This window comes from Photorhabdus temperata (genome assembly GCF_025384845.1).
GTDB classification, from domain to species: Bacteria; Pseudomonadota; Gammaproteobacteria; order Enterobacterales; family Enterobacteriaceae; genus Photorhabdus; species Photorhabdus temperata.
The window spans coordinates 68,435-93,543 of sequence record NZ_JAJAFX010000007.1 but is presented as its reverse complement, the minus strand read 5'-3'; the positions used below and the strand labels follow the sequence as shown (position 1 = coordinate 93,543).

At 41.4% G+C, this 25,109-nt stretch carries 24 protein-coding genes and 2 pseudogenes; 13 read left to right on the top strand and 13 right to left on the bottom strand.

The genetic code is table 11. From position 1 onward, the window contains the following. From msbA to kdsB, 5 genes are all read left to right on the top strand, one after another. Complete coding sequence (msbA, locus tag LGZ99_RS04295) at positions 1-1,749, top strand: lipid A ABC transporter ATP-binding protein/permease MsbA (RefSeq protein ID WP_036839477.1); 1,749 nt, start codon at positions 1-3, stop codon at positions 1,747-1,749. Next, entirely contained in the window at positions 1,746-2,741 is a 996-nt protein-coding gene (lpxK, locus tag LGZ99_RS04290) for a tetraacyldisaccharide 4'-kinase (RefSeq protein ID WP_023044858.1), read from the top strand. Before msbA ends, lpxK begins: the two co-directional genes overlap by 4 nt. A gap of 392 nt (positions 2,742-3,133) precedes the next feature. After that, the gene (locus LGZ99_RS04285) at positions 3,134-3,349 is read left to right on the top strand and encodes a cold-shock protein (RefSeq protein ID WP_021325185.1); all 216 of its coding nucleotides are present in this window, start codon (positions 3,134-3,136) and stop codon (positions 3,347-3,349) included. Positions 3,350-3,596: 247 nt separating this feature from the next. Further along, complete coding sequence (locus LGZ99_RS04280) at positions 3,597-3,776, top strand: Trm112 family protein (protein WP_021325184.1); 180 nt, start codon at positions 3,597-3,599, stop codon at positions 3,774-3,776. A gap of 3 nt (positions 3,777-3,779) precedes the next feature. Then, positions 3,780-4,529, top strand: coding sequence for a 3-deoxy-manno-octulosonate cytidylyltransferase (gene kdsB / locus LGZ99_RS04275; RefSeq protein ID WP_262978882.1), 750 nt, complete (start codon positions 3,780-3,782; stop codon positions 4,527-4,529). Between the two features lie 80 nt (positions 4,530-4,609). Here kdsB and elyC read toward each other — a convergent pair whose 3' ends face one another. Next, a complete protein-coding gene (gene elyC, locus LGZ99_RS04270; RefSeq protein WP_021325182.1) occupies positions 4,610-5,449 on the bottom strand; it encodes an envelope biogenesis factor ElyC in 840 nt (279 codons plus the stop codon). Positions 5,450-5,602: 153 nt separating this feature from the next. Here elyC and cmoM point away from each other — a divergent pair, with 153 nt between their 5' ends. The 4 genes from cmoM to mukB are packed head-to-tail and all read left to right on the top strand — an operon-like array spanning position 5,603 to position 12,855. Beyond that, entirely contained in the window at positions 5,603-6,388 is a 786-nt protein-coding gene (gene cmoM, locus LGZ99_RS04265) for a tRNA uridine 5-oxyacetic acid(34) methyltransferase CmoM (protein WP_021325181.1), read from the top strand. Continuing rightward, complete coding sequence (mukF, locus tag LGZ99_RS04260; RefSeq protein ID WP_036839470.1) at positions 6,385-7,707, top strand: chromosome partition protein MukF; 1,323 nt, start codon at positions 6,385-6,387, stop codon at positions 7,705-7,707. Before cmoM ends, mukF begins: the two co-directional genes overlap by 4 nt. Next, positions 7,688-8,410, top strand: a complete 723-nt coding sequence (gene mukE, locus LGZ99_RS04255; protein ID WP_021325180.1) for a chromosome partition protein MukE — start codon at positions 7,688-7,690, stop codon at positions 8,408-8,410. The genes mukF and mukE overlap by 20 nt, the downstream gene beginning before the upstream one ends. Continuing rightward, positions 8,407-12,855: a chromosome partition protein MukB gene (gene mukB / locus LGZ99_RS04250; RefSeq protein ID WP_036839467.1), complete on the top strand. Its 4,449-nt coding sequence runs from the start codon at positions 8,407-8,409 to the stop codon at positions 12,853-12,855. Before mukE ends, mukB begins: the two co-directional genes overlap by 4 nt. 150 nt (positions 12,856-13,005) lie before the next feature. Here the strand turns inward: mukB and LGZ99_RS04245 are convergent, their stop codons facing one another. Together LGZ99_RS04245 and LGZ99_RS04240 are read right to left on the bottom strand one after the other, a co-directional pair. Then, on the bottom strand, positions 13,006-13,296 hold the full coding sequence (locus LGZ99_RS04245; protein ID WP_021325178.1) for a HigA family addiction module antitoxin: 291 nt from the start codon (positions 13,294-13,296) through the stop codon (positions 13,006-13,008). After that, a pseudogene (locus LGZ99_RS04240) lies at positions 13,296-13,575 on the bottom strand (type II toxin-antitoxin system RelE/ParE family toxin). Before LGZ99_RS04240 ends, LGZ99_RS04245 begins: the two are co-directional and overlap by 1 nt. 162 nt (positions 13,576-13,737) lie before the next feature. Between LGZ99_RS04240 and LGZ99_RS04235 the strand changes: the two are divergent. Beyond that, entirely contained in the window at positions 13,738-14,178 is a 441-nt protein-coding gene (locus LGZ99_RS04235; protein WP_262978881.1) for an RES domain-containing protein, read from the top strand. Positions 14,179-14,216: 38 nt separating this feature from the next. Here LGZ99_RS04235 and LGZ99_RS04230 read toward each other — a convergent pair whose 3' ends face one another. Next, positions 14,217-14,837 (bottom strand): DNA-binding protein, encoded by a 621-nt coding sequence (locus tag LGZ99_RS04230; RefSeq protein ID WP_262978880.1) that lies wholly within the window; start codon positions 14,835-14,837, stop codon positions 14,217-14,219. Positions 14,838-15,068: 231 nt separating this feature from the next. Here LGZ99_RS04230 and LGZ99_RS04225 point away from each other — a divergent pair. Together LGZ99_RS04225 and LGZ99_RS04220 are read left to right on the top strand one after the other, a co-directional pair. Next, a pseudogene (locus LGZ99_RS04225) lies at positions 15,069-15,188 on the top strand (type II toxin-antitoxin system prevent-host-death family antitoxin); the annotation flags it as partial. After that, on the top strand, positions 15,181-15,471 hold the full coding sequence (locus tag LGZ99_RS04220) for a Txe/YoeB family addiction module toxin (protein WP_051240244.1): 291 nt from the start codon (positions 15,181-15,183) through the stop codon (positions 15,469-15,471). The pseudogene LGZ99_RS04225 and the gene LGZ99_RS04220, both read left to right, overlap by 8 nt. Positions 15,472-15,605: 134 nt before the next feature. On the opposite strand, the gene LGZ99_RS04215 is transcribed toward LGZ99_RS04220, so the two are convergent. Together LGZ99_RS04215 and LGZ99_RS04210 are read right to left on the bottom strand one after the other, a co-directional pair. Further along, complete coding sequence (locus LGZ99_RS04215) at positions 15,606-16,496, bottom strand: N-acyl homoserine lactonase (RefSeq protein WP_262978879.1); 891 nt, start codon at positions 16,494-16,496, stop codon at positions 15,606-15,608. 128 nt (positions 16,497-16,624) lie between these two features. After that, entirely contained in the window at positions 16,625-17,320 is a 696-nt protein-coding gene (locus tag LGZ99_RS04210; RefSeq protein ID WP_262978878.1) for a helix-turn-helix transcriptional regulator, read from the bottom strand. 188 nt (positions 17,321-17,508) lie between these two features. On the opposite strand from LGZ99_RS04210, the gene LGZ99_RS04205 reads away from it, so the two are divergent. Further along, a complete protein-coding gene (locus LGZ99_RS04205; protein WP_262978877.1) occupies positions 17,509-18,378 on the top strand; it encodes a hypothetical protein in 870 nt (289 codons plus the stop codon). Between the two features lie 230 nt (positions 18,379-18,608). Here LGZ99_RS04205 and LGZ99_RS04200 read toward each other — a convergent pair whose 3' ends face one another. The 7 genes from LGZ99_RS04200 to LGZ99_RS04170 all read right to left on the bottom strand — a co-directional run bounded on the left by LGZ99_RS04200 (position 18,609) and on the right by LGZ99_RS04170 (position 25,071). Continuing rightward, positions 18,609-19,652, bottom strand: coding sequence for a fucose-binding lectin II (locus tag LGZ99_RS04200; RefSeq protein WP_036840767.1), 1,044 nt, complete (start codon positions 19,650-19,652; stop codon positions 18,609-18,611). A 62-nt stretch (positions 19,653-19,714) separates the two neighbouring features. Continuing rightward, entirely contained in the window at positions 19,715-20,506 is a 792-nt protein-coding gene (locus LGZ99_RS04195; RefSeq protein WP_051769658.1) for a tail fiber protein, read from the bottom strand. Positions 20,507-21,032: 526 nt separating this feature from the next. After that, the gene (locus LGZ99_RS04190; RefSeq protein ID WP_036840765.1) at positions 21,033-21,263 is read right to left on the bottom strand and encodes a hypothetical protein; all 231 of its coding nucleotides are present in this window, start codon (positions 21,261-21,263) and stop codon (positions 21,033-21,035) included. 216 nt (positions 21,264-21,479) lie between these two features. Further along, positions 21,480-22,280 carry a cycle-inhibiting factor gene (locus tag LGZ99_RS04185; protein ID WP_072008874.1) on the bottom strand — a complete coding sequence of 267 codons (801 nt, stop codon included), beginning with the start codon at positions 22,278-22,280 and terminating at the stop codon, positions 21,480-21,482. Positions 22,281-22,603: 323 nt separating this feature from the next. Continuing rightward, on the bottom strand, positions 22,604-23,287 hold the full coding sequence (locus LGZ99_RS04180; protein ID WP_235184796.1) for a hypothetical protein: 684 nt from the start codon (positions 23,285-23,287) through the stop codon (positions 22,604-22,606). A gap of 214 nt (positions 23,288-23,501) precedes the next feature. Further along, entirely contained in the window at positions 23,502-24,413 is a 912-nt protein-coding gene (locus LGZ99_RS04175) for a hypothetical protein (protein WP_262978876.1), read from the bottom strand. Positions 24,414-24,495: 82 nt separating this feature from the next. Then, positions 24,496-25,071, bottom strand: coding sequence for a DUF4765 family protein (locus tag LGZ99_RS04170; protein ID WP_021326668.1), 576 nt, complete (start codon positions 25,069-25,071; stop codon positions 24,496-24,498). Positions 25,072-25,109 lie beyond the last annotated feature (38 nt).

The following is a 25,109-nucleotide window of genomic DNA, read 5'->3' as shown; positions in this document are numbered from 1 at the left end:
ATAATGAATGATAAAGACCTTTCTATCTGGCAGACCTTTCGCCGACTATGGCCAATCATTTTTCCTTTTAAGATTGGGCTGATAGTTGCTGCGGTTGCACTGATCCTTAATGCTGCCGGTGATACGTTAATGCTTTCATTGCTTAAGCCTTTACTTGATGAAGGTTTCGGCAAAGCAAGCAGTGATGTACTGAAATGGATGCCACTGGTTGTGATTGCGTTGATGATTATGCGTGGGCTATCCGGGTTTGTATCAAGTTACTGTATCTCCTGGGTCTCCGGTAAAGTGGTTATGCAGATGCGCCGTCGTCTGTTCAGCCATATGATGGGGATGCCGGTGTCATTCTTTGATCAACAATCTACCGGGACTCTGCTTTCCCGCATTACTTATGATTCTGAACAGGTGGCCTCCTCCTCTTCCAGTGCACTGATTACTGTGGTCAGGGAAGGGGCGTCAATCATCGGCCTGTTTATCTTGATGTTTTACTATAGCTGGCAGCTATCCATGATCCTGATTGTGATTGCGCCGATAGTGTCATTAGTTATTCGTGTCGTATCGGGGCGGTTTCGCAGTATCAGTAAAAATATGCAGAACAGCATGGGGCAAGTCACCGCCAGTGCGGAGCAGATGCTGAAAGGGCACAAAGAGGTGCTGATTTTCGGCGGGCAGAAAGTCGAAGCTGAGCGCTTTAATACAGTCAGTAACCGTATGCGTCAGCAAGGTATGAAGATGGTTTCCGCTTCATCAATTTCTGATCCGATTATTCAGCTTATTGCTTCGTTTGCTTTGGCTTTCGTCCTGTACGCGGCAAGCTTTCCGGATATTATGGAAACACTGACTGCCGGTAAAATTACAGTCGTATTCTCATCAATGATTGCGCTGATGCGCCCATTGAAATCTTTGACTAATGTTAACGCACAATTCCAGCGTGGTATGGCTGCCTGTCAGACTCTGTTTGCTATTTTGGATATGGAACAGGAAAAAGACGACGGCAAATTGGAGCTTAAAAAAGCGAAAGGGAATATTGAGTTCCGTGATGTCACTTTCTGCTACCCGACCAAAGAACTGCCGGCGTTACAAAATATTTCCATGTCTATCCCGGCCGGCAAAACTATTGCGCTGGTAGGGCGATCGGGTTCTGGTAAATCCACAATAGCCAATTTGATGACCCGTTTTTATGATATCAGCGCAGGTAACATTTTGCTTGATGGTCATGATTTACGGGAATATACGCTTTCCTCTTTGCGTAGTCAGGTAGCTCTGGTATCGCAAAATGTCCATTTATTTAATGACACGGTAGCGAACAATATTGCTTATGCCAGTGAAAACCAATACAGCCGCGAAGAGATTGAGAAGGCGGCTGAGATGGCTTATGCAATGGACTTTATCAGGAAGTTGGATAATGGTCTGGATACCATGATTGGTGAAAATGGTGTTCTGCTTTCGGGGGGGCAGCGTCAGCGTATTGCTATCGCGCGTGCCTTGTTGCGTGATTCACCGATTCTGATTCTTGATGAGGCAACTTCAGCATTGGATACTGAATCTGAGCGGGCAATTCAGGCGGCATTGGATGAATTGCAGAAAAACAGAACTTCACTGGTTATCGCACATCGTCTTTCAACCATTGAAAAAGCGGATGAAATTCTGGTTATTGAAGACGGGCATATTGTTGAACGAGGTAACCATCTCTCTCTGTTGGAGAACAATGGGGTTTACTCACAACTACATCGGATGCAATTTGGGCAATGATTGAACGCATATGGTCAGGCCGTTCATGGCTTTATTTGCTGTTATTACCTTTTTCAGCCCTTTACGGGCTGATAAGTGGCTTACGGCGATTGAGTTATAAAGTGGGGTTGAATCAATCCTGGAAAGCGCCTGTACCTGTTGTGGTGGTGGGTAATCTGACTGCCGGAGGTAATGGAAAAACTCCGGTTGTTATCTGGCTGGTGGAACAGTTGCAGAAAAGAGGTTACCGGGTTGGTGTTGTGTCCCGTGGCTATGGCGGTAAAGTAGAAAATTATCCTTTGTTGGTGACTGACAAGATCACTACGGCTCAGGCCGGTGATGAACCTGTGCTGATCCATCGTCGTACTGGCGCACCTGTGGCGGTTGCGCCAAAACGGGTTGCAGCAGTAAAAGCGTTACTGGCAGATATTCCATTGGATATTATCGTTACTGACGATGGTCTACAGCATTATGCTCTGCAACGGGATTTTGAAATCGTGGTCATTGATGGCGTACGCCGTTTTGGTAATGGCTGGTGGCTTCCGGCTGGCCCGATGCGTGAATTATCCAGGCGGTTGAATAGGGTTAATGCCGTGATTACCAACGGCGGTACTCCTCAATCGGGCGAATTATCAATGACATTAGCCGGCAGGCTGGCGGTGAATATGGTCAGTGGTGAAAAGCGGGCAGTGAACCGCATACCTCATACTATTGCCATGGCAGGAATCGGGCATCCACCACGGTTCTTTACCACCTTGCAACAGCTGGGTGCTGATGTACAAAAAGAGTATGCATTTGCCGATCATCAAATGTACACCGAAGAGCAGCTGAGTCATCTGGCTGATACAAACCAGAATTTACTCATGACGGAAAAAGATGCCGTTAAGTGCTTTAAATTTGCCCGGCCAAATTGGTGGTATTTACCGGTAGACGCCCAATTACCACAGGAAAAAGGGCAGGCCATGCTGAATGAAATAGATTCATTATTGGAAGAAAATAAAAAGTTTAAGTAAATTTCACAGTTGAACTAAAGCAGCCCAATGTGAGCTGATAGCGGGCAAGGAGGCTGTTCTATCCGCTTCCTTATCAAGCCGTTCTCTTCTTACCAATTCATAAAATTTCAGTAATTATTCCAGATTTATTTGATTTTTTATCATTGTTAAATGATATTAAAACGATGCATTGTGGATGAGCAACCGTTGTATGAACTTGGTTCAGTCATCGGCAATGTTGGCAGGATACTTGTTGTTTGTATCCATTACTTAAACAAATGTGCTACTCGAATTAAGTGTATTTTAACGTATTGAAACTGAGACGAGGTTCTATTCGAAAACTTAATCAAGGGTAAAAAACATCAAAAACAATAAATTAAATTATTGTGAGATGAGCAAATGGGGGATTTATCATGACATTACAATTAAAGATGGGCCGAGTGAAATGGTTTGATGAGAATAAAGGATATGGTTTTATTTCTCCACAAGATGGGGGACAAGACATATTGGTCAGAAGAAAAGCGATTGCTAATACAAAAAGCAAATCACTCACAGAAGGGCAAAATGTAGAATTTTCAATTACTCGCAACGGTTATAGCTTAACTGCAACCGATGTAATTGCATTTTAAGACTTCATCTCATTAGATTATTTTATTTGTCGCTCTTTATGATTAAAGAGAGGGCTAAATTGGTTCTCAGACAAAAGCATAACATCGACTGAGATGGTTCTGAACCTTCACATTTCCTCTATCTGGATTTTTGTGAATGATATTGGGAAAAGGATCGAAAGATCAAATAACAAGAGTTAACGGTGACACCAGGCTTATGTTATTCTGAGCCGCATCAAATGAAAGCTCCATAATCTGGAGGATGTATATGGATCACCGTTTACTCGAAATTATTGCTTGCCCTGTATGTAACGGCAAGCTCAGTTACGATAAAGAGAATTTTGAACTCATCTGTAAATTGGATCGACTGGCATTTCCTGTGCGTGATGGCATTCCTGTTCTGTTAGACCACGAAGCCCGTGGATTACCTCTGGATGAGGGAAAATAAGGCATGTTCACCGTTATTATTCCTGCCCGCTTTGCTTCTACCCGTTTACCCGGTAAACCATTAGCTGATATTCATGGTAAGCCAATGATTGTGCGGGTTATGGAGCGCGCCATGCGTTCTGGTGCTGAACGGGTTATTGTGGCAACTGATAATCACGACGTTGCTGATGCGGTTGTGGCTGCGGGTGGTGAGGCTTGTTTGACTAACGAGAATCATCATTCTGGTACTGAACGGTTAGCAGAAGTTATTGAAAAATATCAATTCTCCGATGATGAAATTATTGTCAATGTTCAGGGTGATGAACCATTAATTCCTGAAGAGATTATTAAACAAGTCGCAGAGAATCTGGCGGCTTGCAAAGCCGGAATGGCAACTTTGGCGGTGAAAATCTGTGATGCGGAAGAAGCCTTTAACCCCAATGCGGTGAAAGTGGTGATGGATAAACAGGGTTATGCACTCTATTTCTCCAGAGCGACGATTCCCTGGGAACGTGACCGTTTTATGCAATCACGGGAAATGGTTGGTGATAATTTCCTGCGTCATATTGGTATTTATGCCTACCGCGCGGGTTTTATCCGTCGTTATGTACAATGGGCGCCAAGTCCGTTAGAGCAAATTGAAATGCTGGAACAATTGCGGGTACTTTGGTACGGCGAGAAGATCCATGTTGGTATTGCACTGAAAGCGCCGGGAGCGGGGGTTGATACGCCAGAAGATTTAGCCGCGGTCAGGAAAGTTTTTGCTGAGATCTAATGACTTATTTGAGCTCATTCTTGGGTTAACGAAAGCGCGTCATTTTATTACTATTTGCGCTTTCGTTTCTCCATGTTATTTCAAGGCGTGGTTTGCCGATCGTTTACCGGTTGAGCAGGCTCTGATGTTTGTGGGGGTTCTGAGCTTTTCGACGGTTTAATACGCTGCCAGATAGTACCTAAAGTTTCATACCATACCCGTTCTGAATGAGACAGGTAATAAGTAGAGGGCAGGTATTTTTCCCAGGGATGTAAAGAGGACGTGATTGCTAATTGATTTGCCGGGCCGGGAATGGGGTTCAATCCACGTTGTTTAAAGAAAGTTATTGCCCGCTGCATATGATTGGCGGAGGTGACCAAAATAAAAGAGCGCTTGCCAATCAATTTCTTAACCTCATTCGCTTCTTGCTCAGTATCCACGGGTTTTGTCAGTGCGATAGTATCTTCTGCGGGCACTCCCAGAGATTGTGCTACTATAGCGGCGACTTCCGCATTGCTTTTAGCATTCTCTCCCCGGCCACCGGTAAAGACCATTTTAGCGCCGGGGTTGAGGCGATATAAACGGATGCCTTCTGTTACCCGTGGCAGACTGTTGTTGAACAGGTTTGAACTGGGTGCCCAATTTGGGTTATAAGTGAAGCCACCACCAAGAACGACGATATAATCAACCGGTGGATTGATATTACTGGGATCAGGTTGGTAGGCTTTAGCGTAAACCGATTCCAATGGCAACAGTAACTTATCGGCAATGGGTTGCAGACTGAGCAGAAGCAGAGCAAGCCAACTGAACGTCAGAACCGTTTTCCCTGTTTTTTGCCAACAGGTAAACCACAACAGGAATAAGGCAGCAAGTGAAATCAGTAATATTAATGGCAGAGGCATTACCATTGCACCCAGGTACTTTTTAAATAAAAATAACATTTATTTGCCTTAATTTGATTGAATTATAGCCATATGGCCCATAGTTTGTAGTCAAAAGTGGTTATGTTAATGAATGCTGTGCCAAAATAGCAGCCGGCATAATGAAATCTCAACAGATAAATCAGATCTATTCCATTAGTGAGGCAGTTTTTCATGCGGGATCGCAATTTCGATGATATTGCAGACAAATTCTCTCGTAATATTTACGGCACAACCAAAGGTAAAATCAGGCAAGCCGTTGTCTGGCAGGATATCAGCGAATTACTGGCTCAATTACCACGACGTCCACTACGTATTTTAGATGCAGGTGGCGGTGAAGGGAATATGGCATGTCAATTAGCTGAATTGGGTCATCAGGTGATACTTTGCGATTTATCAGAAGAAATGATCCAACGGGCAAAGCTGACCGCCGAAGAAAAAGGGGTCAGACAAAATATGCAATTTATACAAAGCCCGGTACAGGAAATTAGCCAATATATAGAACAGCCGGTAGATCTGGTATTGTTTCATGCCGTACTGGAATGGATTACCGATCAGAAATATGCAATAGAAGTGTTAACGAATATCATTAATCCTGGCGGCGCTCTGTCTTTAATGTTTTACAATGCCAATGGTTTGGTCATGCGTAATGCTATTTTAGGTAATTTTCATTTGGCGACACCCAATATGCCGCGTCGCAGAAAACGTTCACTGTCTCCTCAGAATCCGTTGGTGCCTGAACAGGTATATCAATGGCTTGATGAATTAAATATGGTGATTACCGGTAAAACCGGTGTGCGTGTTTTTCACGACTATTTGCAAAGTCGCCAATTACAGAGCAAAAACTTTCCGGCGTTACTGGAATTAGAGCAGCGTTATTGCCGGCAGGAGCCTTATATCAGTTTGGGGCGTTACATTCATGTAATGGCACGCAAGCCAGCGTTAAAGGATGAATTATGAGTGAATATTCCCAGACTATCCCGGAACTGGTGTCCTGGGCCAGGAAAAATGATTTTTCCATCGCCTTGCCGGTGGAAAGGCTGGCTTTTCTGATGGCAATCGCGGTATTAAACAGCGAGCGTCTTGATGGTGAGATGAGCGAAGGGGAGCTGATTGACGCTTTTCGTGAAGTTTGCAAGGGATTCGAGCAAACTGCGGAATCCGTCGCGGTGCGGGCTAACAATGCCATCAATGACATGGTGCGCCAGAAACTGCTTAACCGCTTTACCAGTGAACTGGCCGATGGCAACGCAATCTATCGCTTAACACCGCTTGGCATCAGTATCAGTGACTACTACATTCGCCAGCGGGAATTTTCTACCTTACGCCTCTCTATGCAGCTTTCGATTGTGGCGAATGAGCTGCACCGGGCGGCAGAGGCGGCGGAAGAAGGGGGAGATGAATTTCATTGGCATCGCAACGTCTTTGCGCCGCTGAAATATTCTGTCGCGGAAATCTTCGATAGCATTGATATGTCCCAACGTCTGATGGACGAGCAGCAAAACTTCGTTAAAGAAGATATCGCGGCGTTGTTGAATCAAGACTGGCAAGCAGCGATTGCCAACTGTGAACAGTTGTTATCAGAAACATCAGGGACATTACGGGAGCTGCAAGACACACTGGAAGCGGCCGGGGATAAACTACAGGCCAATTTGCTGCGTATTCAGGATGCAAATATGGGCAGTGGCGGATCAGAGCTGGTTGATAAATTGGTATTTGATCTGCAAAGCAAACTGGACCGTATTATCAGTTGGGGCCAGCAGGCGATTGACTTATGGATCGGCTACGACCGCCACGTTCACAAATTTATCCGTACCGCGATTGATATGGATAAAAACCGTATTTTCTCTCAGCGCTTACGTCAATCAGTGCAGCACTATTTTGATAACCCGTGGACCCTCACCGTTGCCAACGCAGAGCGTTTGCTAGATATGCGTGATGAAGAACTGGCGTTACGTAATGAAGAAGTGACCGGCGAACTGCCGTTAGAACTGGAATATGAAGAATTCAGTGAAATAAACGATCAACTGGCAGCCATGATTGAAAAAGCCCTGCTGGTGTATCAGCAGGAACAACGCCCGCTGGATTTGGGGGCGGTGCTAAGAGACTACCTTGCTCAACATCCACTTCCCCGTCACTTTGATGTGGCGCGTATTTTGGTGGATCAGGCTGTGCGGTTGGGGGTTGCAGAAGCGGATTTCTCTGGGTTGCCAGCGGAATGGTTAGCGATTAATGATTACGGAGCCAAGGTACAGGCACATGTCATCGACACATATTGAACAATTTATGCCGGTTAAACTGGCACAGGCGTTAGCCAATTCACTTTTCCCGGAACTGGACAGCCAGCTTCGTGCGGGCCGTCATATCGGGATAGATGATCTTGATAATCACGCTTTTCTGATGGATTTTCAGGAGCAATTGGAAGAATTTTACGCCCGCTATAATGTGGAGTTGATCCGTGCACCGGAAGGCTTCTTCTATCTGCGGCCTCGTTCGACCACATTGATCTCCCGTTCGGTACTCTCAGAGCTGGATATGATGGTAGGCAAAATCCTCTGTTATCTCTATCTCAGCCCGGAACGCCTGGCTAATCAGGGGATTTTCACTTCTCAGGAACTGCATGAAGAACTGATTTCACTGGCTGATGAGAGCAAACTGATGAAGTTTGTCAACCAGCGTTCTTCCGGTTCGGATCTGGATAAACAGAAATTGCAGGAAAAAGTGCGCACGACGCTCAACCGTCTGCGTCGCTTGGGCATGGTCTACTTCCTGCCGAATGACAACAACAAATTTACCATCACTGAGGCGGTATTCCGTTTTGGTGCTGATGTACGCAGTGGCGACGATCCTCGTGAAGTACAACTGAGGATGATCCGTGATGGTGAGGCAATGCCGGTTGAAGGCAGCTTGTCGCTTGATGACAGTGAAAATGATGAAACACCGGATAACTCAGCAGAAGGTGCGGGAGATGAACAACCATGATTGAACGCGGTAAATTTCGTTCGCTGACGCTGGTTAACTGGAATGGTTTTTTTGCCAGAACTTTTGATCTTGATGAACTGGTGACCACCTTATCAGGCGGTAATGGCGCGGGTAAATCCACCACCATGGCGGCATTTGTCACAGCGCTGATCCCTGACTTGACGCTGCTCCATTTCCGTAACACCACTGAAGCCGGCGCCACTTCCGGCTCCCGTGATAAAGGCTTGCACGGTAAGTTACGCGCGGGAGTCTGTTACTCAACTCTGGATGTGATTAACTCCCGCCATCAGCGGGTGCTGGTTGGAGTGAGACTGCAACAGGTGGCGGGCCGTGATCGAAAAGTTGATATCAAACCCTTTATGATTCAGGGCTTGCCGACGGCTATCCAACCCACTCAGCTACTGACTGAAAATGTGGGTGAAAGACAGGCGCGTGTATTGCCGTTGAATGAACTGAAAGATCGCCTTGATGAAATGGAAGGCGTGCAGTTCAAACAATTTAACTCCATCACGGATTACCATGCCTTGATGTTTGATTTGGGTGTTATTCCCAAACGCCTGCGTTCAGCCAGTGATCGCAGTAAATTCTATCGTCTGATCGAAGCTTCTTTGTACGGGGGTATTTCCAGTGCGATTACCCGCTCCCTGCGCGATTACCTGTTGCCGGAAAACAGCGGTGTCCGGAAGGCGTTTCAGGATATGGAAGCCGCATTGCGCGAAAACCGCATAACGCTGGAAGCCATTCGGGTAACCCAATCTGATCGCGATCTGTTCAAACATTTGATCACCGAAGCAACTTCCTACGTTTCTGCCGATTATATGCGCCATGCCAATGAGCGTCGTACTCATTTGGATGAAGTGTTAGCATTGCGTGGTGAACTGTTTGGCAGCCATAAACAACTGGCGACTGAGCAATATCGTCATGTCGAAATGGCCCGCGAACTGACTGAACAGAGTGGCGCCTCTTCTGATTTAGAAACTGATCATCAGGCTGCCAGTGACCACTTGAATCTGGTGCAGACTGCTATGCGCCAGCAGGAAAAAATCGACCGTTATCAGGTAGATCTGGAAGAGCTGTCTTACCGTCTGGAAGAACAGACAGACGTTGTCGAAGAAGCAGGAGAGCTTCAAGCTGAATATGAAGCCAGAGCAGAAGCGGCGGAACAGGAAGTGGATGAACTGAAAAGCCAGTTGGCGGATTACCAGCAGGCACTGGATGTTCAACAAACCCGGGCTATTCAGTATCAACAGGCATTACAAGCGCTGGAACGCGCCCGTGAGCTTTGCCGGCTACCGGATCTTTCCGTTGATAACGCAGAAGAGTGGCTGGAAACCTTTCAGGCTAAAGAGCAGCAGGCGACAGAATCCCTGTTGGCGCTGGAGCAGAAATTAAGTGTTGCGGACGCGGCGCATAATCAGTTCGAACAGGCGTATCAACTGGTCAAAAACATCGTTGGAGAAACCAGCCGCAGTGAAGCATGGCAGAGCGCCCGCGAATTGCTGCGTGACTGGCCGTCACAGCGACACTTGGCGGATCGGGTGCAGCCATTGCGGATGCGGTTGTCTGAACTGGAACAGCGGCTGAACAACCAGCAGAACGCAGAGCGTTTATTGGGTGAATTTTGTAAGCGTCAGGGGCGTCAGTATCAGGCTGAAGATCTGGAAGCGTTGCAAAATGAACTTGAAGCCCGGCAAGAAGCGTTGAGCCTGAGCGTCAATGAAAGCGGTGAACGCCGCATGGAGATGCGCCAGGAACTTGAACAACTGAAACAGAAAATTCAGTCACTGACTGCCCGCGCACCGGTCTGGCTGGCTGCGCAGGATACCCTGAACCAACTGTGTGAACAGAGTGGTGAGACGCTGGCAAGCAGTAATGACGTGACTGAATACATGCAGCAGCTGCTTGAGCGTGAGCGTGAAGCCACGGTAGAGCGTGATGAAGTTGCGGCGCAAAAACGTGAGCTGGAAAAGCAAATCGAGCGCCTCAGTCAGCCAAGCGGCGCGGAAGACAGCCGAATGATTGCCTTGGCAGAACGTTTCGGCGGGGTTTTGCTGTCAGAAATTTATGACGATATCACCATTGATGATGCGCCGTACTTCTCCGCCCTGTATGGACCGGCGCGCCACGGCATTGTGGTGCCGGATCTTTCTCTGGTACGCCCGCATCTTGAAACGCTGGAGGATTGCCCGGAAGATCTCTACTTAATTGAAGGGGATCCACAATCCTTTGATGACAGCGTATTTAATGCCGAAGAGCAGACCAATGCGGTGCTGGTTAAATCTTCCGACCGCCAATGGCGTTATTCCCGTTATCCTGAATTGCCGCTGTTTGGTCGCGCTGCCAGAGAAAACCGTTTGGAAGCCTTGAACCTGGAGCGTGATGCCTTGGCAGAGCTTTATGCCACGCTCTCTTTTGATGTGCAGAAAATTCAGCGTGCTCATCAGGCGTTCAGTCAATTTGTTGGTAAACACCTGTCGGTGGCATTTGACACCGATCCGGAAGCCGAAATCCGTGAACTGAGACAGCGCCACACGGGACTGGAACGTGAAGTGTCCCGGTTTGAAGATCAAACTCAACAGCAGCGCCAGCAATATGCACAGGCGAAAGAGAGCCTGACGACATTAAACCGCTTGATCCCTCAAGTGACTCTGTTATTGGATGAAACTTTAATTGATCGCGTAGAAGAAGTGCGCGAAGAGCTGGACGAAGCGCAGGAAGCGGCGCGTTTCCTGCAACAACATGGTTCGGCGTTGACAAAACTGGAACCTATGGTTGTGGTTCTGCAAAGTGATCCACAACAACATGAACAATTGCAGCAGGATTATGAAACCGCCAAACACAGTCAGCATCAGGCTAAACAACAGGCTTTTGCGCTGGTGGAAGTTGTGCAGCGGCGTGCGCATTTCAGCTACAGTGATTCTGCGGGTATGCTCAGTGAAAATGCGGATCTGAATGACAAACTGCGCCAGCGTCTGGAACATGCGGAATCGGATCGTAGTCGCGCCCGTGAACAACTGCGTCAACAGCAAGCGCAGTATTCCCAATTTAACCAAGTGCTGGCATCCCTGAAAAGCTCCTATGAAACCAAACAGGATATGCTGAAAGAGCTGCTACAGGAGATGAAAGATATCGGTGTGCAGGCGGATGCGAATGCTGAAATTCGTGCCCGCGAGCGTCGTGATCGACTCCATGAAGCACTCAGCGTTAACCGTTCCAGAGTCAATCAACTTGAGAAGCAGATCGCCTTCTGTGAAGCGGAAATGGAAAGCGTGCAGAAAAAACTGCGGAAACTGGAACGCGATTACCATCAAATCCGTGAGCAGGTGGTTGCGGCTAAATCGGGTTGGTGCGCAGTGATGCGCATGGTGAAAGACAATGGCGTTGAACGTCGCCTGCATCGCCGTGAACTGGCGTATATGGAGGGTGGCGCGTTACGTTCCATGTCGGATAAAGCGTTGGGTGCATTGCGTCTGGCGGTGGCTGATAACGAACATCTGCGTGATGCTTTGCGTTTGTCGGAAGATCCCAAACGGCCTGAACGTAAAGTACAGTTCTTTATTGCCGTTTATCAACATCTGCGTGAACGTATTCGTCAGGATATTATCCGTACTGACGATCCGGTTGACGCGATTGAACAGATGGAAATTGAATTGGCCCGTCTGACGGAAGAGCTGACTGCCCGCGAGCAAAAACTCGCTATCAGTTCGAAGAGTGTGGCGAATATTATCCGCAAAACCATTCAGCGTGAGCAGAACCGAATCCGCATGCTAAACCAAGGGCTGCAAGCTGTTTCCTTCGGACAAGTCCGTGGTGTGCGATTAAATGTGAATGTGCGTGAAAGCCATGCGATATTGCTGGATGTGCTTTCTGAGCAGCAGGAACAACATCAAGATCTCTTTAACAGCCAGCGATTAACCTTTTCGGAAGCAATGGCAAAACTTTATCAGCGCCTGAATCCGCAAGTGGATATCGGGCAACGTTTGCCGCAAACTGTCGGTGAAGAATTGCTGGATTATCGTAACTATCTGGAACTGGACGTTGAAGTTAACCGTGGATCGGATGGCTGGTTAAAAGCAGAGAGTGGGGCGCTGTCTACCGGTGAAGCGATTGGTACCGGCATGTCGATATTGGTGATGGTGGTGCAGAGTTGGGAAGAAGAATCCCGCCGTTTGCGTGGTAAAGATATTTCTCCTTGTCGGTTGCTATTCCTGGATGAAGCGGCGCGTCTGGATGCTAAATCTATCGCTACTTTGTTTGAACTATGTGAACGTTTGCAAATGCAGTTGATTATCGCCGCCCCGGAAAATATCAGCCCTGAAAAAGGGACCACTTATAAACTGGTGCGTAAGGTGTTTAAAAACCACGAACATGTGCATGTGGTTGGGCTGCGAGGATTTGGGCAGGATGCGCCGGCAACTCAATTGATTTCAGATGTTACCGCTTAATTAAATGGATAGTTTACGGTAATTGTAAGATAGGGAAGATAAAGAGAGTGCGCCACGGATGGTGCAACGGATTATTGACAAAGTGCAGTTTTTTTATCCGGCACTCTGTTTTAATTCAGCTCCGTTCACCAGACGGAGCTTGCGGCCATGTTAAGGTACTGGCGTAAACAGGGGAGTTAGACGAGTTAAATCTATTTCCTGTTTAACTTGTGCCAAGCTATACGCTTCCTGGAGTCTCAGCCACATTTCCGGCGTACTGCCGATCACGTTGGCTAAACGAACCGCCATTCCTGGCGTTACTGCCGCGCTACCTTCAACAACACGCCCAATAGTTGACGGTGAGACATCCAGCGCACGCGCAAGCGCTCTAAGACTAATATTTAAGTGCTCTATCTCGTCAGAGATATAGCGCCCCGGATGGGGTGGCATACGTTTAGTCATTAATGATAGTCCTCGTAGTTCAGTATATAAACATCACCATCGTTAAATTCGAAAGTTAACCTCCAGTTACCCGATACGCTTACCGCCCAAATACCCTTTCGATCTCCTGTAAGTGGGTGAAGTTGAAAACTCGGTAAACTCAAATCATTCAGGCAGCTTGCTAAATCTAATGCGTTTAACAACAGGTCTAGCCTGATTAGCGTGGGGGGCAACAATTCCCGCCGTGGTTCCCTTCTCGTAATACTTTCGTAACCCTTTATGCTTCCAACTTTTAATCATTGTTTGCGTCCTGTTGCGTTACGAGATACAGCATAACACGTGTCGATCGTTGCGCAACAACGTTTTTTTGATAAAATAATATCAGATTATTGACAAAGTGCTGTTTTTTTATCCGGTACTTTGTTTTAATTCAGTTCCGTTCACTAAACGGGACTTGCCACCATGTTAAGAACACCCCCTTTCCAGACTTTCCCGCCAGAAACGCTCTCGCTTGACGAGCTGGTTCCTAAAAATCATTTGGTCTGTCAAGTCGATGCCGCCATTGATTTTGTCGATGTGGGGAAACTTCTGGGAATGTTGCATATTACGTTAGACGTCTCGGTCGGAGACGACTACACCGTGACACAGAGAGTAATTATGTGCCTCTACAAGCTCGCCAGAGATAAGTTTGACGGTGTTTGTTACTTATCGAGGCATTTTCCTTCCACTGATTTCTGCTATGCAGTCTGGGAATCGGATGAAGAAAGGTTTGAAGATGTAGGAATGAAGAATCTCGCGGAATACTACGATTCAGAATACATGCCATCGAACTGGAAATACTCCGGCATCACTGCTGAAGAACTGCTCGAAGACGTGCTTCGATTCAAGGTTGTCCCGCTTTAAGTTTGTGCCAGGCGTGTCCTTTTCGAAAGGACACGCTTTTAACTGGCGATCTGTTCGCCCATCTGTTTCGCTGCACGGAGCATTTTTGAAACATCATCAATACTGCTATCTTCTTTCATGATCTCGATAGGGGTTTTCCCTTTACCGTTCTTGTCGCTCAAGGGGGTAGTCAAAAACGATATTCTGGAAACAGGCCCGATATCATTGCTCATTGCTTTCATGACGTCTTCAAAGTGAGGTAACAGCCCTCCCTCTTTGAATTGAAAGAGCGGGAAGACATGATCGCCGTTTTTCTTGAAAGCGAGCAGCTTATTTCCCTTCACTCGCAAATTGACGGCCTGACGCGTGATACCGAGAATATCAGCAACATCCACTGCTTTAATCACGCCACCCATGCGCTCAATTTCCTTATAAAAATTGGACAGGTTCTCTGCGCGACGCTTTAGTTTGCGGAGTTCGCGATCGGGAGTCCTGGCACTCTTTTCAAGTACGGTTGAGTACAGCAGCCCAAAAAGTTCGCTGTCCGGAAGAACAAGAGCATCGCTGGCCTTCGCCTTTTCAGCAAACTCAGGCATCAACGAGCCGAGTATTATGTCAAAGCGTTTTTGCAGTAACACCTGTAGCTCATTCAAATTACGTTGCTTGGTTATAGTGTTCATAAAACCCCCTATTTCTTGACCATTATTTTATTCTTTCAATAAGAAGTGGTCAAGTAACATGGTGCAAATCAAAGGTGATTTGCAATCAGATAAAGCCATCAACTTTTACATTAGGGCGGATAGGGATCGTGCGAATAAAGAGATTGCTCCACGGATAGCGCATATAGATGTTTAGCTTGATGTTGTACTACTCTGCTGTATAATATTTATACTACAGTGAAAAGGGCATATTATGCAAGCCTTGAAGAGACCGCCTATCTGCTACGTTCACCGGCTAACGCTAAGCATTTGCTCAAATCATTAGAGCAGGTGAGTAATGGAAATTTACAAGAAAGACAGTCACATGTATAAGATCTTTACTGATGAATCCTGGCAAGATTATCTTTACTGGCAACAAAATGATAAGAGGCTCGTTAAGCGGATTAATGAGCTTCTTAACGATATAGGAAGAACGCCATTTCGAGGTTTTGGTAAACCTGAGCCATTGAAACATAATCTCACGGGCTATTGGTCACGTCGCATTACTGATGAGCATAGGTTGATCTATAAAGTGGAAGAGGAGCGGACGATCATTCTTTCTTGTCGGTATCATTTGAAGCAGGAACCTACTGAAATGATTCAGACTCCGGTCTGAACATAGTAAGAATCCTCGCCCTCCTTTGGGGGGCGAGGATGTCAAAGTGGAGTTCTGTTTCATCACGAAGAGCGAAGGTGGATTACAGGTAAGATCCGTATGAAAAATAGAGCTCACAGTAATCCAATAATCGTTTATGACTTAATAACTTGATCTTCAATATTAAATTTGAATAATGCATCCTCATTTAAAGTTCTTGGTAATAGCATTTTAACAATAGGCAAAAATTTACCTGTTGCGTTTTTATAATCACGCTGATCTTTTTGTGCATCAGCTAAACCTGAATTTTCTGAATAAAAAAGGGCTTCAATAGGTAATTTATTAGGATCATTTTCTTCCCAGGTTGAAATTCTGATTTCATTCTGTTTTGGTGGAGTATTAGGAGTACGTGGAAGTTTCTTGATACTTTCTAACATTTGATAGAAAGCTATAGCTGGATTATTTACATCTTTAGTAACATTAAATCCACATTGAAAAAGATCTTGAGAGTTTACTTTCCTATAATTTTTTATCCAATCATCGGAATTCATCACATTTTGTTCTTGGCAAGATTTACCTTTACCTTTCGCCTTAGTAATATTTTCACCACAACCTTGATTCGCTCTCTCATTTGTATAGCCATCAATAGGAAATGCACACAATACAGAAAAATCGACTCTATCTTTAGGTGCTATATGTTCAGGGAAAGCAATAAATCCATTTTTATATCCATAAGCTAAGCGTTTAAACTTAGCGTCTTTCCTTAAATATGAAAAAGAAACAGCACCACTTTTTATAGATGATGGGCTAGGTTGCCAAAATTTATAATCATTTGAATGTGTAGTGCCCCGCAATATAATTCCAGAGCAAAGAAAAGCGGGTGATTGAGCATCACCACAATCTTTAACGGTATTATTATATTGTTGAGTTAATATATTAGTAATATCATTTTGTACATCGGTTTTATTTTCCGTTTGCGTGAAAGCAAAAGTATTTGCTGAAAAAAAGGCAATACTAAGGAGCAAACCTACGATAGGCTTTTTCATAAAATCCTCACTTAATTTAAATTAAAGTGTGTTAATTGAAATTAAATTGTTTCTTATTCACTTCCTAGTAAAGTTTTTCATTATTTTTTTTATATCACAACTATCAAATTTGATAGTAAAACAAGGCTTCATAATTCTATTTGGCCATTTTCAATGGCCTTTATTATGGCTGCACCTCTAGAGTTAACATTAAATTTTTCTCTAATTCTTTTAAAATGAAAATTAATATTTGCTTCTGAGCAATTAAGTATGCGTGATATTTCCCATGTTGTTTTTCCAATTAAATACCAAGAACAAACTTCTTTTTCTCTTTCACTTAATTTAATGTTGTTTTTTTTGTTTTTTAAAATAATTAAATAATGTAGTATTATATCTCTTAATGCCATTAATTGATTGAAATTTCTGTTTATTGTCCTTATATAACCCTCTTCGTTGCAACAAAAAGATAAAGTTAAAATTCCAAACTCATGATTAATACCATGCATAGGAAAAGATATGCCATGGTTTATTCCATAATCTTTAATTTTATGGAAAAAAAGTGATTTTTTTTCTGGTTTATTGCAATCCCATATGAAAGGGATAGTGTTTTTTATGCAATATTCAAAAACGGGATTTTTATTAATATATTTTTCTTTTTGATATTTTAAGGCTAATTGATCATTATTGGTAATGAAATTTGCCTCTTTAATATTATTTTTAGTTGAAGAGTAAAAGAGAGAGTACCATTCTATATCAGTAATAGATTGAATGGTTTTAATAACAAAATGAAGATCATTAAACTCCTCAACAACACAATCCGAATAAAATTCATATAAATTAATCATAATTTAACCTAGGCATTGTTAAATATTTCAAAACATTAATATTAAGACTAGTCCAATAATTGACTAGAACAACTATCAAATTTGATAGTTGTGATATAAAAAAAATAATGAAAAACTTTACTAGGAAGTGAATAAGAAACAATTTAATTTCAATTAGCATACTTTAATTTAAATTAAGTGAGGATTTTATGAAAAAGCCTATCGTAGGTTTGCTCCTTAGTATTGCCTTTTTTTCAGCAAATACTTTTGCTTTCACGCAAACGGAAAATAAAACCGATGTACAAAATGATATTGCTAATATATTAACCCAACAATATAATAATACCGTTAAAGATTGTGGTGATGCTCAATCACCTGCTTTTCTTTGCTCTGGAGTTTTGATGAGAGGGACTCGGCCTGGATTTAATTTTTGGAAGTTAAATCCATCTTCTATAAAGAATAATGGAGTTTCTTTTTCATATTTAAGAAAAGATGCTAAATTTGGCAATACATTTGCTAGCGTTAATGGTTTTATTCTTTTTCCTGAACAGATGGCCCCTGAAGATAAGGTTAAAGTTCCTGTATTATGCTCCTATGTTCTTGATGCAAATACTTGGGCGCGTCAGGGAAATTACTGTGGTGCACCGCCTAAACCTTCGGATGGGAAATCCTGCCAAGATTTTGGTGTTTTCACAGCTCATCAATTAAATAAAGCTATTGCAAGAAAATCTGCATGGGGAATCTGTGCATTTGATGTTAGATCGACGGCTAAAAATCCAGCAGATGCTTTTTATCAAACATTACTTGCAATGCCTTATCATGGTAATGGTTTAAATTATAATGAGATAGTGGTTCAACCTTGGGATGAGAATCAGCCACAAACAGTACCTATTGAAGCCCTTTTTTATTCAAAAGATCCAGGTTTAATTAATGCACAAAAAGATCAACGTGATTATAAAGATGCAACAGGTAAATTTTTACCTATTGTTAAAATCGAATTACCTAGCGGTATAAATGTAAAACAGGCAACAGATGCTGTATTTGCATTTAACCCTAAAGATCAAGTTGTGAGTCAGTAGTATAATATTTTAGTTATACCCTATGGATTTCAAGATGCATCGCAGCGGCAAAGGAGCGAATCCCCGGGAGCATGGATAACTATGTGACCGGGGTGAGCGAGTTTACTTAAATCATTAGAGCAGGTAAGTGGTGGGAGTTTGCAGGCAAGAGAGTCAGATAAATAAATGTTTTAATAAAGAAAAAGCGCCAAGAATGGCGCAATTATTATTCGAAACCGAGAGTTTTTAGTTTATGTCAGCGGCCAATTCAAGAACACCACACTATCATTGTAATTATCATTGGTACCATTTTCAGCGCTGATAATAGCGGTTCCCGGTTTGCCATCAAATATATTATCGAAATAACGCAGCTTGCATGGTTTGCCATCCCCCTCAATTTCAATACAGATTTTGCCTGTACCTGATGTGTAGGCTTTAGTCGCCATTAGATTATTTTGCCCTTTACCGGTTAATGTATCTACCAGAAGATTATCAATATATACTTTTACAGTTTGCGGAATATTTGTATTAGCGTAGGCTGTCAAGCCAAATCTAATACTTTGAGGTAACTTGAAACAATGTTTACCCGTGTCATTAGTACCACATGTTCCACTACAGACGCTACTATTGCCCCCATTATTGCCACGGTGACTGCCTAATAAATCGGTATCAATCGATACTGCCGCTTGAACATTTTTGAAGGCTAATCCTCTCCAACCATTATTATCGCTGGAGATAATGATAGGCCCGGCATCAAGTGCATTCAAATTTGGGTCGAACCGAATAAAAGAATCACCTTTGAAAAAATAAATAAAATTTCCATCGATATCTGGCCATGAAATAATAGCATCCAGATTGCTACTAAATTTTTCATATTCCTCTGTCATTCCCCACCGGTCTGAAATAGTACTTATCTTAACTGTGTGTAAATCGATGGTGTAATCTATGCAATGTCTACCTTTAAAGAAACAAACGGTGTTGGTGGTCAATTCTATGGCTGCATCTATTCCATTTTCAAGTTCTGTTCCTTTTAATCCAGGCCAGCCATCTATAATGAAGTTTGGGCCATCAACGACCTGTGCTTTCTCGATATCGAATTTAAGATATAGTGAACCTTTAAAAAAATATAAAAAACCATTTAAATTAATAACATCGTCAATATATCTTTGGAACCCGGTAGGCAGGTTGGGCCAATCTTTACCGATGGGTTGGGGATAATCCATGTATGTATTTAAACATTGATTATTGAACTTAATGTTCTCTTCATTTAGGAAGAAATAACTAGATATATTCATTGTTATGTATCCTTTGTGGTTAGAAAATAAGAGATAATTTAAATCTTTTTGGTGAAATGGAATTAAAGTTTCATAATAAAAGCCAATAAATAATAAGGTGGAATAATATCAACACTATGATCATGTGCAAGAGACGATGCCGTTGCCGGGTGGTTATGTCCTTGTCCTCCTCCTGTGTTTGATGTGTTGGCATAAATATTAGATCCTAGTGTAGGTTTCTGCCATATTGAGCTATTACCGCTAATATCTATTTGAAATTCGGTTCGGGGATAATGGCTATAACCATATTTCATTCCAGTCCAGAAGCAATAAGACATACCCTCAATATGTTTATGACTAGGTATTTGTGATTCTGTTAATGTTGTATTTTCCACAGTAACATTTACCGAAGCCACAGTTGATGTTGTATTTTTGGAAAAGCTTTTTTCGCTGCCACTACCATTAGCTTTACTACTGCTTTGCCCTGTCTCAGAAAGAGTTTCACCACACATAACAAAACGGCTTCTTAAATCTGGTGTTCCGTTATTACCATCACAAAAAGCCCAGCCGGTAGGAGCATCCTCACCGGAGAACATCATAATCATTCCTTTTGGTAGTACATTATCGGGATCAATACTGATGCCGCTACTGTCTACTTTAATACCATTACCCGCTTTTACATTTAATCCGTCTTTATCTGCTGTTAAGCCACCGTTAGGGTTAATTTTTATTGCCTGTGTATAGTCATCACCCGGTTTTAGCGCTGAATTTAGATTATCAGTCCGACTGGGTGTTTTACCAACTGTATGGTGATCCATAGTATTGGTATTCTCTGTATTGGACTCTGAAGTTGACCAGTTATATTCTTTTTCCATTTTAATCACCTTGTATATGATATTGAGTTTTTTTGTTCAACAATGAAATTGATGATTTTTTCCTTTATTTACTATTTACATTTAAAATATAAAAAACGTTTATTGATTTGTTTTCATTAGTTTTGATTCAAGGGTATAGCTACCGCAATAACATGATTTATAGATGTTATTATTTATATTCAAAAATTTATCCAATAGTTATTTAAATAATTCTCTGTGAAACAAAATAATTATGGGAGATGAGTGTTTAGACGCAACATCAATTAATAATAGTGACTGTTAAATGTTTAGTGGGTTGTTTATATTAATAAATAAAACAGTTATGGTTTGGAAAATAATTTTAGATTATTTTTTGCAATATTCGAATGAAATATCTATGGAGATAGAAATAGAGAGCAGTGGGATTTATTATTTATTTGTTACGATCGCCAGCTAATGAGAAACATTTACTTAAATCATTAGAGCAGGTAAGTGGCGGAAATTTTCAGGAAAGATAATTAAATAAATAAGCGTTTTATTGGTAAATTCATGAAAAATGACTTCCCGCACTTTCTACCTTACCAGTAACAACATTGACTGGTGCTGATAATATTACAGAGCAATTATGGCAAGCAGCAAAATCACTTCCAGCTTGTCTTGTTGTCAGTCGCTGAGTAATACCCGCCATCGTGGGTAATACACCTGCATTATTAATCATATGCTCTTTAATTAAGGATTCAGTTATTGGGTGTAAAGGATTTCCTGCCTTCTCATACATATCCTTTATCCCTGAAATAAAGGATGTAGAGTCAGTGATTATATAAGCTATAGATTCATTTGTTGGTTGAATTTCCGTTTGTCCCTGTCCATTTTTTTTATTAATTCTTTATGGTGTTTAACCAAGTCAATACCGGGAAATAGTTTTCCTTTAGCTAAATTTCTATCATTATCCTTAATTTAATATTTGAATGGAGAGTGGGTTATTTAATTGAAATCAAATGTCAAGTTTGTCTTTTAACATTTCAATATTTTCAAAGAAATTATTTTTATCATATTCTTTTAGATAAATATCTACATTTTTATCTTTTTTGACCTTATCTAGCTTTACGCAGGAAATATTTTTATCTATCTCAAGCAATTCAGCAATTAATTCTTTTTGTTCACTTTTAGATAATTCATTAAATTCATTGCTTAATAATTGATTTAGTTTATGAGTATTAATGGGTTCCTTTGCTCTGGAATTTAACCAATCTGCTATGTTAAGTGCAGGTAATACTCCATTGCCTAAATCTGACTGATAAATATATCCTACAATCTCCTGGTTGGTTGATGGAATGTCAATTAGAAACATATGTCCAAATCGGTGATCATTAACTAATGCAACATAACTACTTGAACTGTTGAGTTGATTAAGTTTTACGGAAAATTCATTGCCATTTATTTTTTCTTTTTTAAGTTGCTCTACGGGATTAACAGCCTGTTCTCCTTCGGTCATTAATTTAAATATATTTTGTGCAGACAAACCGCAAACGGGTTCGGTAGGATCGTAAGGATTTACTCCGACGATATCTTTATATGCTTCAAGCCCTCCGAATTGAGAAACATTTTCATCAATCATTTTAAGTATAATATCTAGATCTCTATCGATGATTTTATCTTCCCAATTGTCATGCCAAAGTAGTTTGTTACCCTTAGAATTATTATGTAATTTTATAATATCATCCACTAGTTTTGCAGAGTTTAAATTATAGTTTTCAGGGATTAACTTATCTTCTTGATTGTATTTATGCATCATATTATTTCCTATTGATTATTTGGTAAAGAGTCTACGTAAATAATATATAGATTAGATTAACAAGGATATTCCAATTTTTCTTAATATTATTAAGAGTGATTTGACGGTTGGGGTTAAAATTATATTCTGCTGTGGGTAGTTAAGAGAGGGATAGGAAAAGGGCACTGCATAATGTATTTAAGTTAGATAGATAAGTATCCCTACATTATGAGGGATATAATTTAATGCTTTGAAATTGCAGAGAGTGCGCCACGGATGGCGCAATAGATGTTTAGCCCGATATTTTACAGTTATTGTTGACCACTTCTGCGTCCTACTTTTAGTTAATTATCAATATAACTTTTTACTGGATTTGTATTGGTATAAAAGCGCAAAGCTTGATCATTACGGCTAAAACAATAGCCTAAAATAACATGATAATCTGGAGAGTTAATAATTTCTTCCATCTCCTGATAGGTAGTTTTTCTGACATCTTTGATATGTATTGGTTCACTCTTATCATATTCACCTTTTCTGTCATCTCTGTCTTCGTTAAAAAATAGCTTTTCACGCAAGTCCTTTCTTCTAACTCCATTTGTATTAGCATCCCAATTAAACCCAAAAGCATCACCGTGAGATCCCGTTAAGATTAAAATTGGTTTACCGTCATAATCAGGATTGGATGTAATCATTCTTATCGGGTGATTTAAATCATAAGCTGTTATTGCGGTATCTGAGCCATAAATTTCTTTACCATTAAATAATATAGAATGCCAATTTTTTCCACTGGTATTTCTTCTTTTGAGCTGTTGTTTGGTTAAAATACTTATTTTAGGATCATGCAAATGTTGAAACTCATTAGGTATATTCGGTTGCTTACTAAAAGCGGGACCTCTCATATTGCTGCTGCATAAATTATCAGTCTCTGATACAGCCTCATTTTTTCCAGTCATATGGAATTTAGAATTAAAAAGTGAATCGGTGGGAATTTCTCCTTGATGGTCTGTTTTGGCTGCTTCGTATTTCATTGAGTTTGCTTTTTTACTTGAGTGGTTATCTTTTCTATTGAATATGGAAAACATATTATCACCTAAATTTCTGATAAAGGATATATTAGGAGTAAGTAAAATATAAATTAAATTGCCATTAGTATTTCACTTTCATCTAAGAGATAATGAGATCAACTTTAAATATATTAATAAAAATGGTGATTATATATCTACCTATTTCTCTTTCCTCCTTTTAGATGATAGGAAGTGTAGGTGCCTTATCTCGGGTAAATATAATTTGGTGTTTAAAGTTAAATTTTTCCCTCATTTTATTTAAATGTTCCTGCATAGGATTAATACTTAGGTGAGCATCTCCTATGGAGACGACAAATGTATGATTTTCCTTTTCAGCGGCGTGTTTTGCAATTTTCTCTGCTAACGTTGGATTGATGTATTCATCGCGCCATGTACCCGAAGTAAAGCGGAGCATTTCTGGCGCAACGTTCTCCAGTTCCCCTTTACTGCCGGCTTTCGCCATAATTTCATTCAATTCATTGCCTAGTTTTTTGAAATTAGGTAAAAAACTCTGGATAGCAATCATATAGAATTCATAAAATGAAGAAATATCTTTTTCTGTTAACTTCGTTGGTTCACTTATTGATGTCATCGATAGATCAAACATCTCTTTCATGGCATTGGATAACGCTGAATCCTCCCATCCAACAATTTCAGCCCGCCTATTTTTATTCATAAATAGTCCTGGTTTTGCCATAAATTCTTTTGGTATATATTCTACTTTATTTTCATTTATCTGTTCATCTGTTGCCTCAATATAAAGTTGAAGTGTACCAGCATCAAAACTACTATTAACATCAGGTATATTTTTTGCGTATTGAAATGGTGGTTTATTATGACCATCACCAGCAATAATAATTTTAGGCTGTTTATTGGAGAATATTTCTTTCATTCTTTCTGTAGTCAGTTCCACCTCTTTATCACCTTCATAAGTAAACCATTTTTTATGATGATCGGCAGGTGTGACGGAGTTGGAATTTTTCTCCAGTTCTAATTCCAATGGATTGCTATCATGATGAGTTGCGTTATTTGACTGTAATTGGCGTCTTTTTTGTTTTTGCTGTTCTTTTTCGCTATATTCGTGTTCCATATTATCACCTGTTAGGTTGATGTAAGAAGTATATTGAAGAGGGTAGATTCACATAATAACTGGTAATATTTTTTATCCTAAATTATGATGCATTGGGCAAGGACTTTTCAGCCTTGCCAAACGTCCTGTCATATATTTTTAAAATTTCTATAGGTGCATCTTTATTGGTGACAAAACCTGATTCACTTTCACTACCCAGTGATAAATATTTTGATTTTATTTTAACGACTACTCCATATCTGTTCCTTGAGAAACGATCAAATACACTTTCATCTACCGAAAACTCTGGCAAATATGCACCTTTTCCTACTTGTTGGCGAGCATTTTCTGTTGTGGGAGGAGGACTATCGATATTGGCAGGTTCTCCTCCTGCACTACTATTCTTATACATGTCGAAGGCTGTTTTACTACTGACTCCACGATATAAAATGAAAGATGCCTCTGGATCTATTGCTTCTTTAATAAATTTGGCTACTGTGTGATATTCTAAAGTCTTCAATTGACCGGAAATTATGTCATCTGGTAATGGACCATCTTCGTCTTCATCTGAATCATAATTATCATCATCTTTAGGAAGTTGATTATAAGCTAAAAGTTGCTGTGAATTGTCTTTTAGCCAAGATTTATCCGTTTTTTCTTGGTTTTTATATGTAGGCATAATTTCTCCTTAATATATTAGGTAATAATAACCTCTGA

What these genes read in the sequence shown, in the direction of transcription:
- lpxK (WP_023044858.1), top strand. Translation starts at nt 1,746, where the DNA reads ATGATTGAACGCATATGGTCAGGCCGTTCATGGCTTTATTTGCTGTTA.
- LGZ99_RS04285 (WP_021325185.1), top strand. Translation starts at nt 3,134, where the DNA reads ATGACATTACAATTAAAGATGGGCCGAGTGAAATGGTTTGATGAGAAT.
- LGZ99_RS04280 (WP_021325184.1), top strand. Translation starts at nt 3,597, where the DNA reads ATGGATCACCGTTTACTCGAAATTATTGCTTGCCCTGTATGTAACGGC.
- kdsB (WP_262978882.1), top strand. Translation starts at nt 3,780, where the DNA reads ATGTTCACCGTTATTATTCCTGCCCGCTTTGCTTCTACCCGTTTACCC.
- elyC (WP_021325182.1), bottom strand. Translation starts at nt 5,449, where the DNA reads ATGTTATTTTTATTTAAAAAGTACCTGGGTGCAATGGTAATGCCTCTG.
- cmoM (WP_021325181.1), top strand. Translation starts at nt 5,603, where the DNA reads ATGCGGGATCGCAATTTCGATGATATTGCAGACAAATTCTCTCGTAAT.
- mukF (WP_036839470.1), top strand. Translation starts at nt 6,385, where the DNA reads ATGAGTGAATATTCCCAGACTATCCCGGAACTGGTGTCCTGGGCCAGG.
- mukE (WP_021325180.1), top strand. Translation starts at nt 7,688, where the DNA reads ATGTCATCGACACATATTGAACAATTTATGCCGGTTAAACTGGCACAG.
- mukB (WP_036839467.1), top strand. Translation starts at nt 8,407, where the DNA reads ATGATTGAACGCGGTAAATTTCGTTCGCTGACGCTGGTTAACTGGAAT.
- LGZ99_RS04245 (WP_021325178.1), bottom strand. Translation starts at nt 13,296, where the DNA reads ATGACTAAACGTATGCCACCCCATCCGGGGCGCTATATCTCTGACGAG.
- LGZ99_RS04235 (WP_262978881.1), top strand. Translation starts at nt 13,738, where the DNA reads ATGTTAAGAACACCCCCTTTCCAGACTTTCCCGCCAGAAACGCTCTCG.
- LGZ99_RS04230 (WP_262978880.1), bottom strand. Translation starts at nt 14,837, where the DNA reads ATGAACACTATAACCAAGCAACGTAATTTGAATGAGCTACAGGTGTTA.
- LGZ99_RS04220 (WP_051240244.1), top strand. Translation starts at nt 15,181, where the DNA reads ATGTATAAGATCTTTACTGATGAATCCTGGCAAGATTATCTTTACTGG.
- LGZ99_RS04215 (WP_262978879.1), bottom strand. Translation starts at nt 16,496, where the DNA reads ATGAAAAAGCCTATCGTAGGTTTGCTCCTTAGTATTGCCTTTTTTTCA.
- LGZ99_RS04210 (WP_262978878.1), bottom strand. Translation starts at nt 17,320, where the DNA reads ATGATTAATTTATATGAATTTTATTCGGATTGTGTTGTTGAGGAGTTT.
- LGZ99_RS04205 (WP_262978877.1), top strand. Translation starts at nt 17,509, where the DNA reads ATGAAAAAGCCTATCGTAGGTTTGCTCCTTAGTATTGCCTTTTTTTCA.
- LGZ99_RS04200 (WP_036840767.1), bottom strand. Translation starts at nt 19,652, where the DNA reads ATGAATATATCTAGTTATTTCTTCCTAAATGAAGAGAACATTAAGTTC.
- LGZ99_RS04195 (WP_051769658.1), bottom strand. Translation starts at nt 20,506, where the DNA reads ATGGAAAAAGAATATAACTGGTCAACTTCAGAGTCCAATACAGAGAAT.
- LGZ99_RS04190 (WP_036840765.1), bottom strand. Translation starts at nt 21,263, where the DNA reads ATGTATGAGAAGGCAGGAAATCCTTTACACCCAATAACTGAATCCTTA.
- LGZ99_RS04185 (WP_072008874.1), bottom strand. Translation starts at nt 22,280, where the DNA reads ATGATGCATAAATACAATCAAGAAGATAAGTTAATCCCTGAAAACTAT.
- LGZ99_RS04180 (WP_235184796.1), bottom strand. Translation starts at nt 23,287, where the DNA reads ATGAAATACGAAGCAGCCAAAACAGACCATCAAGGAGAAATTCCCACC.
- LGZ99_RS04175 (WP_262978876.1), bottom strand. Translation starts at nt 24,413, where the DNA reads ATGGAACACGAATATAGCGAAAAAGAACAGCAAAAACAAAAAAGACGC.
- LGZ99_RS04170 (WP_021326668.1), bottom strand. Translation starts at nt 25,071, where the DNA reads ATGCCTACATATAAAAACCAAGAAAAAACGGATAAATCTTGGCTAAAA.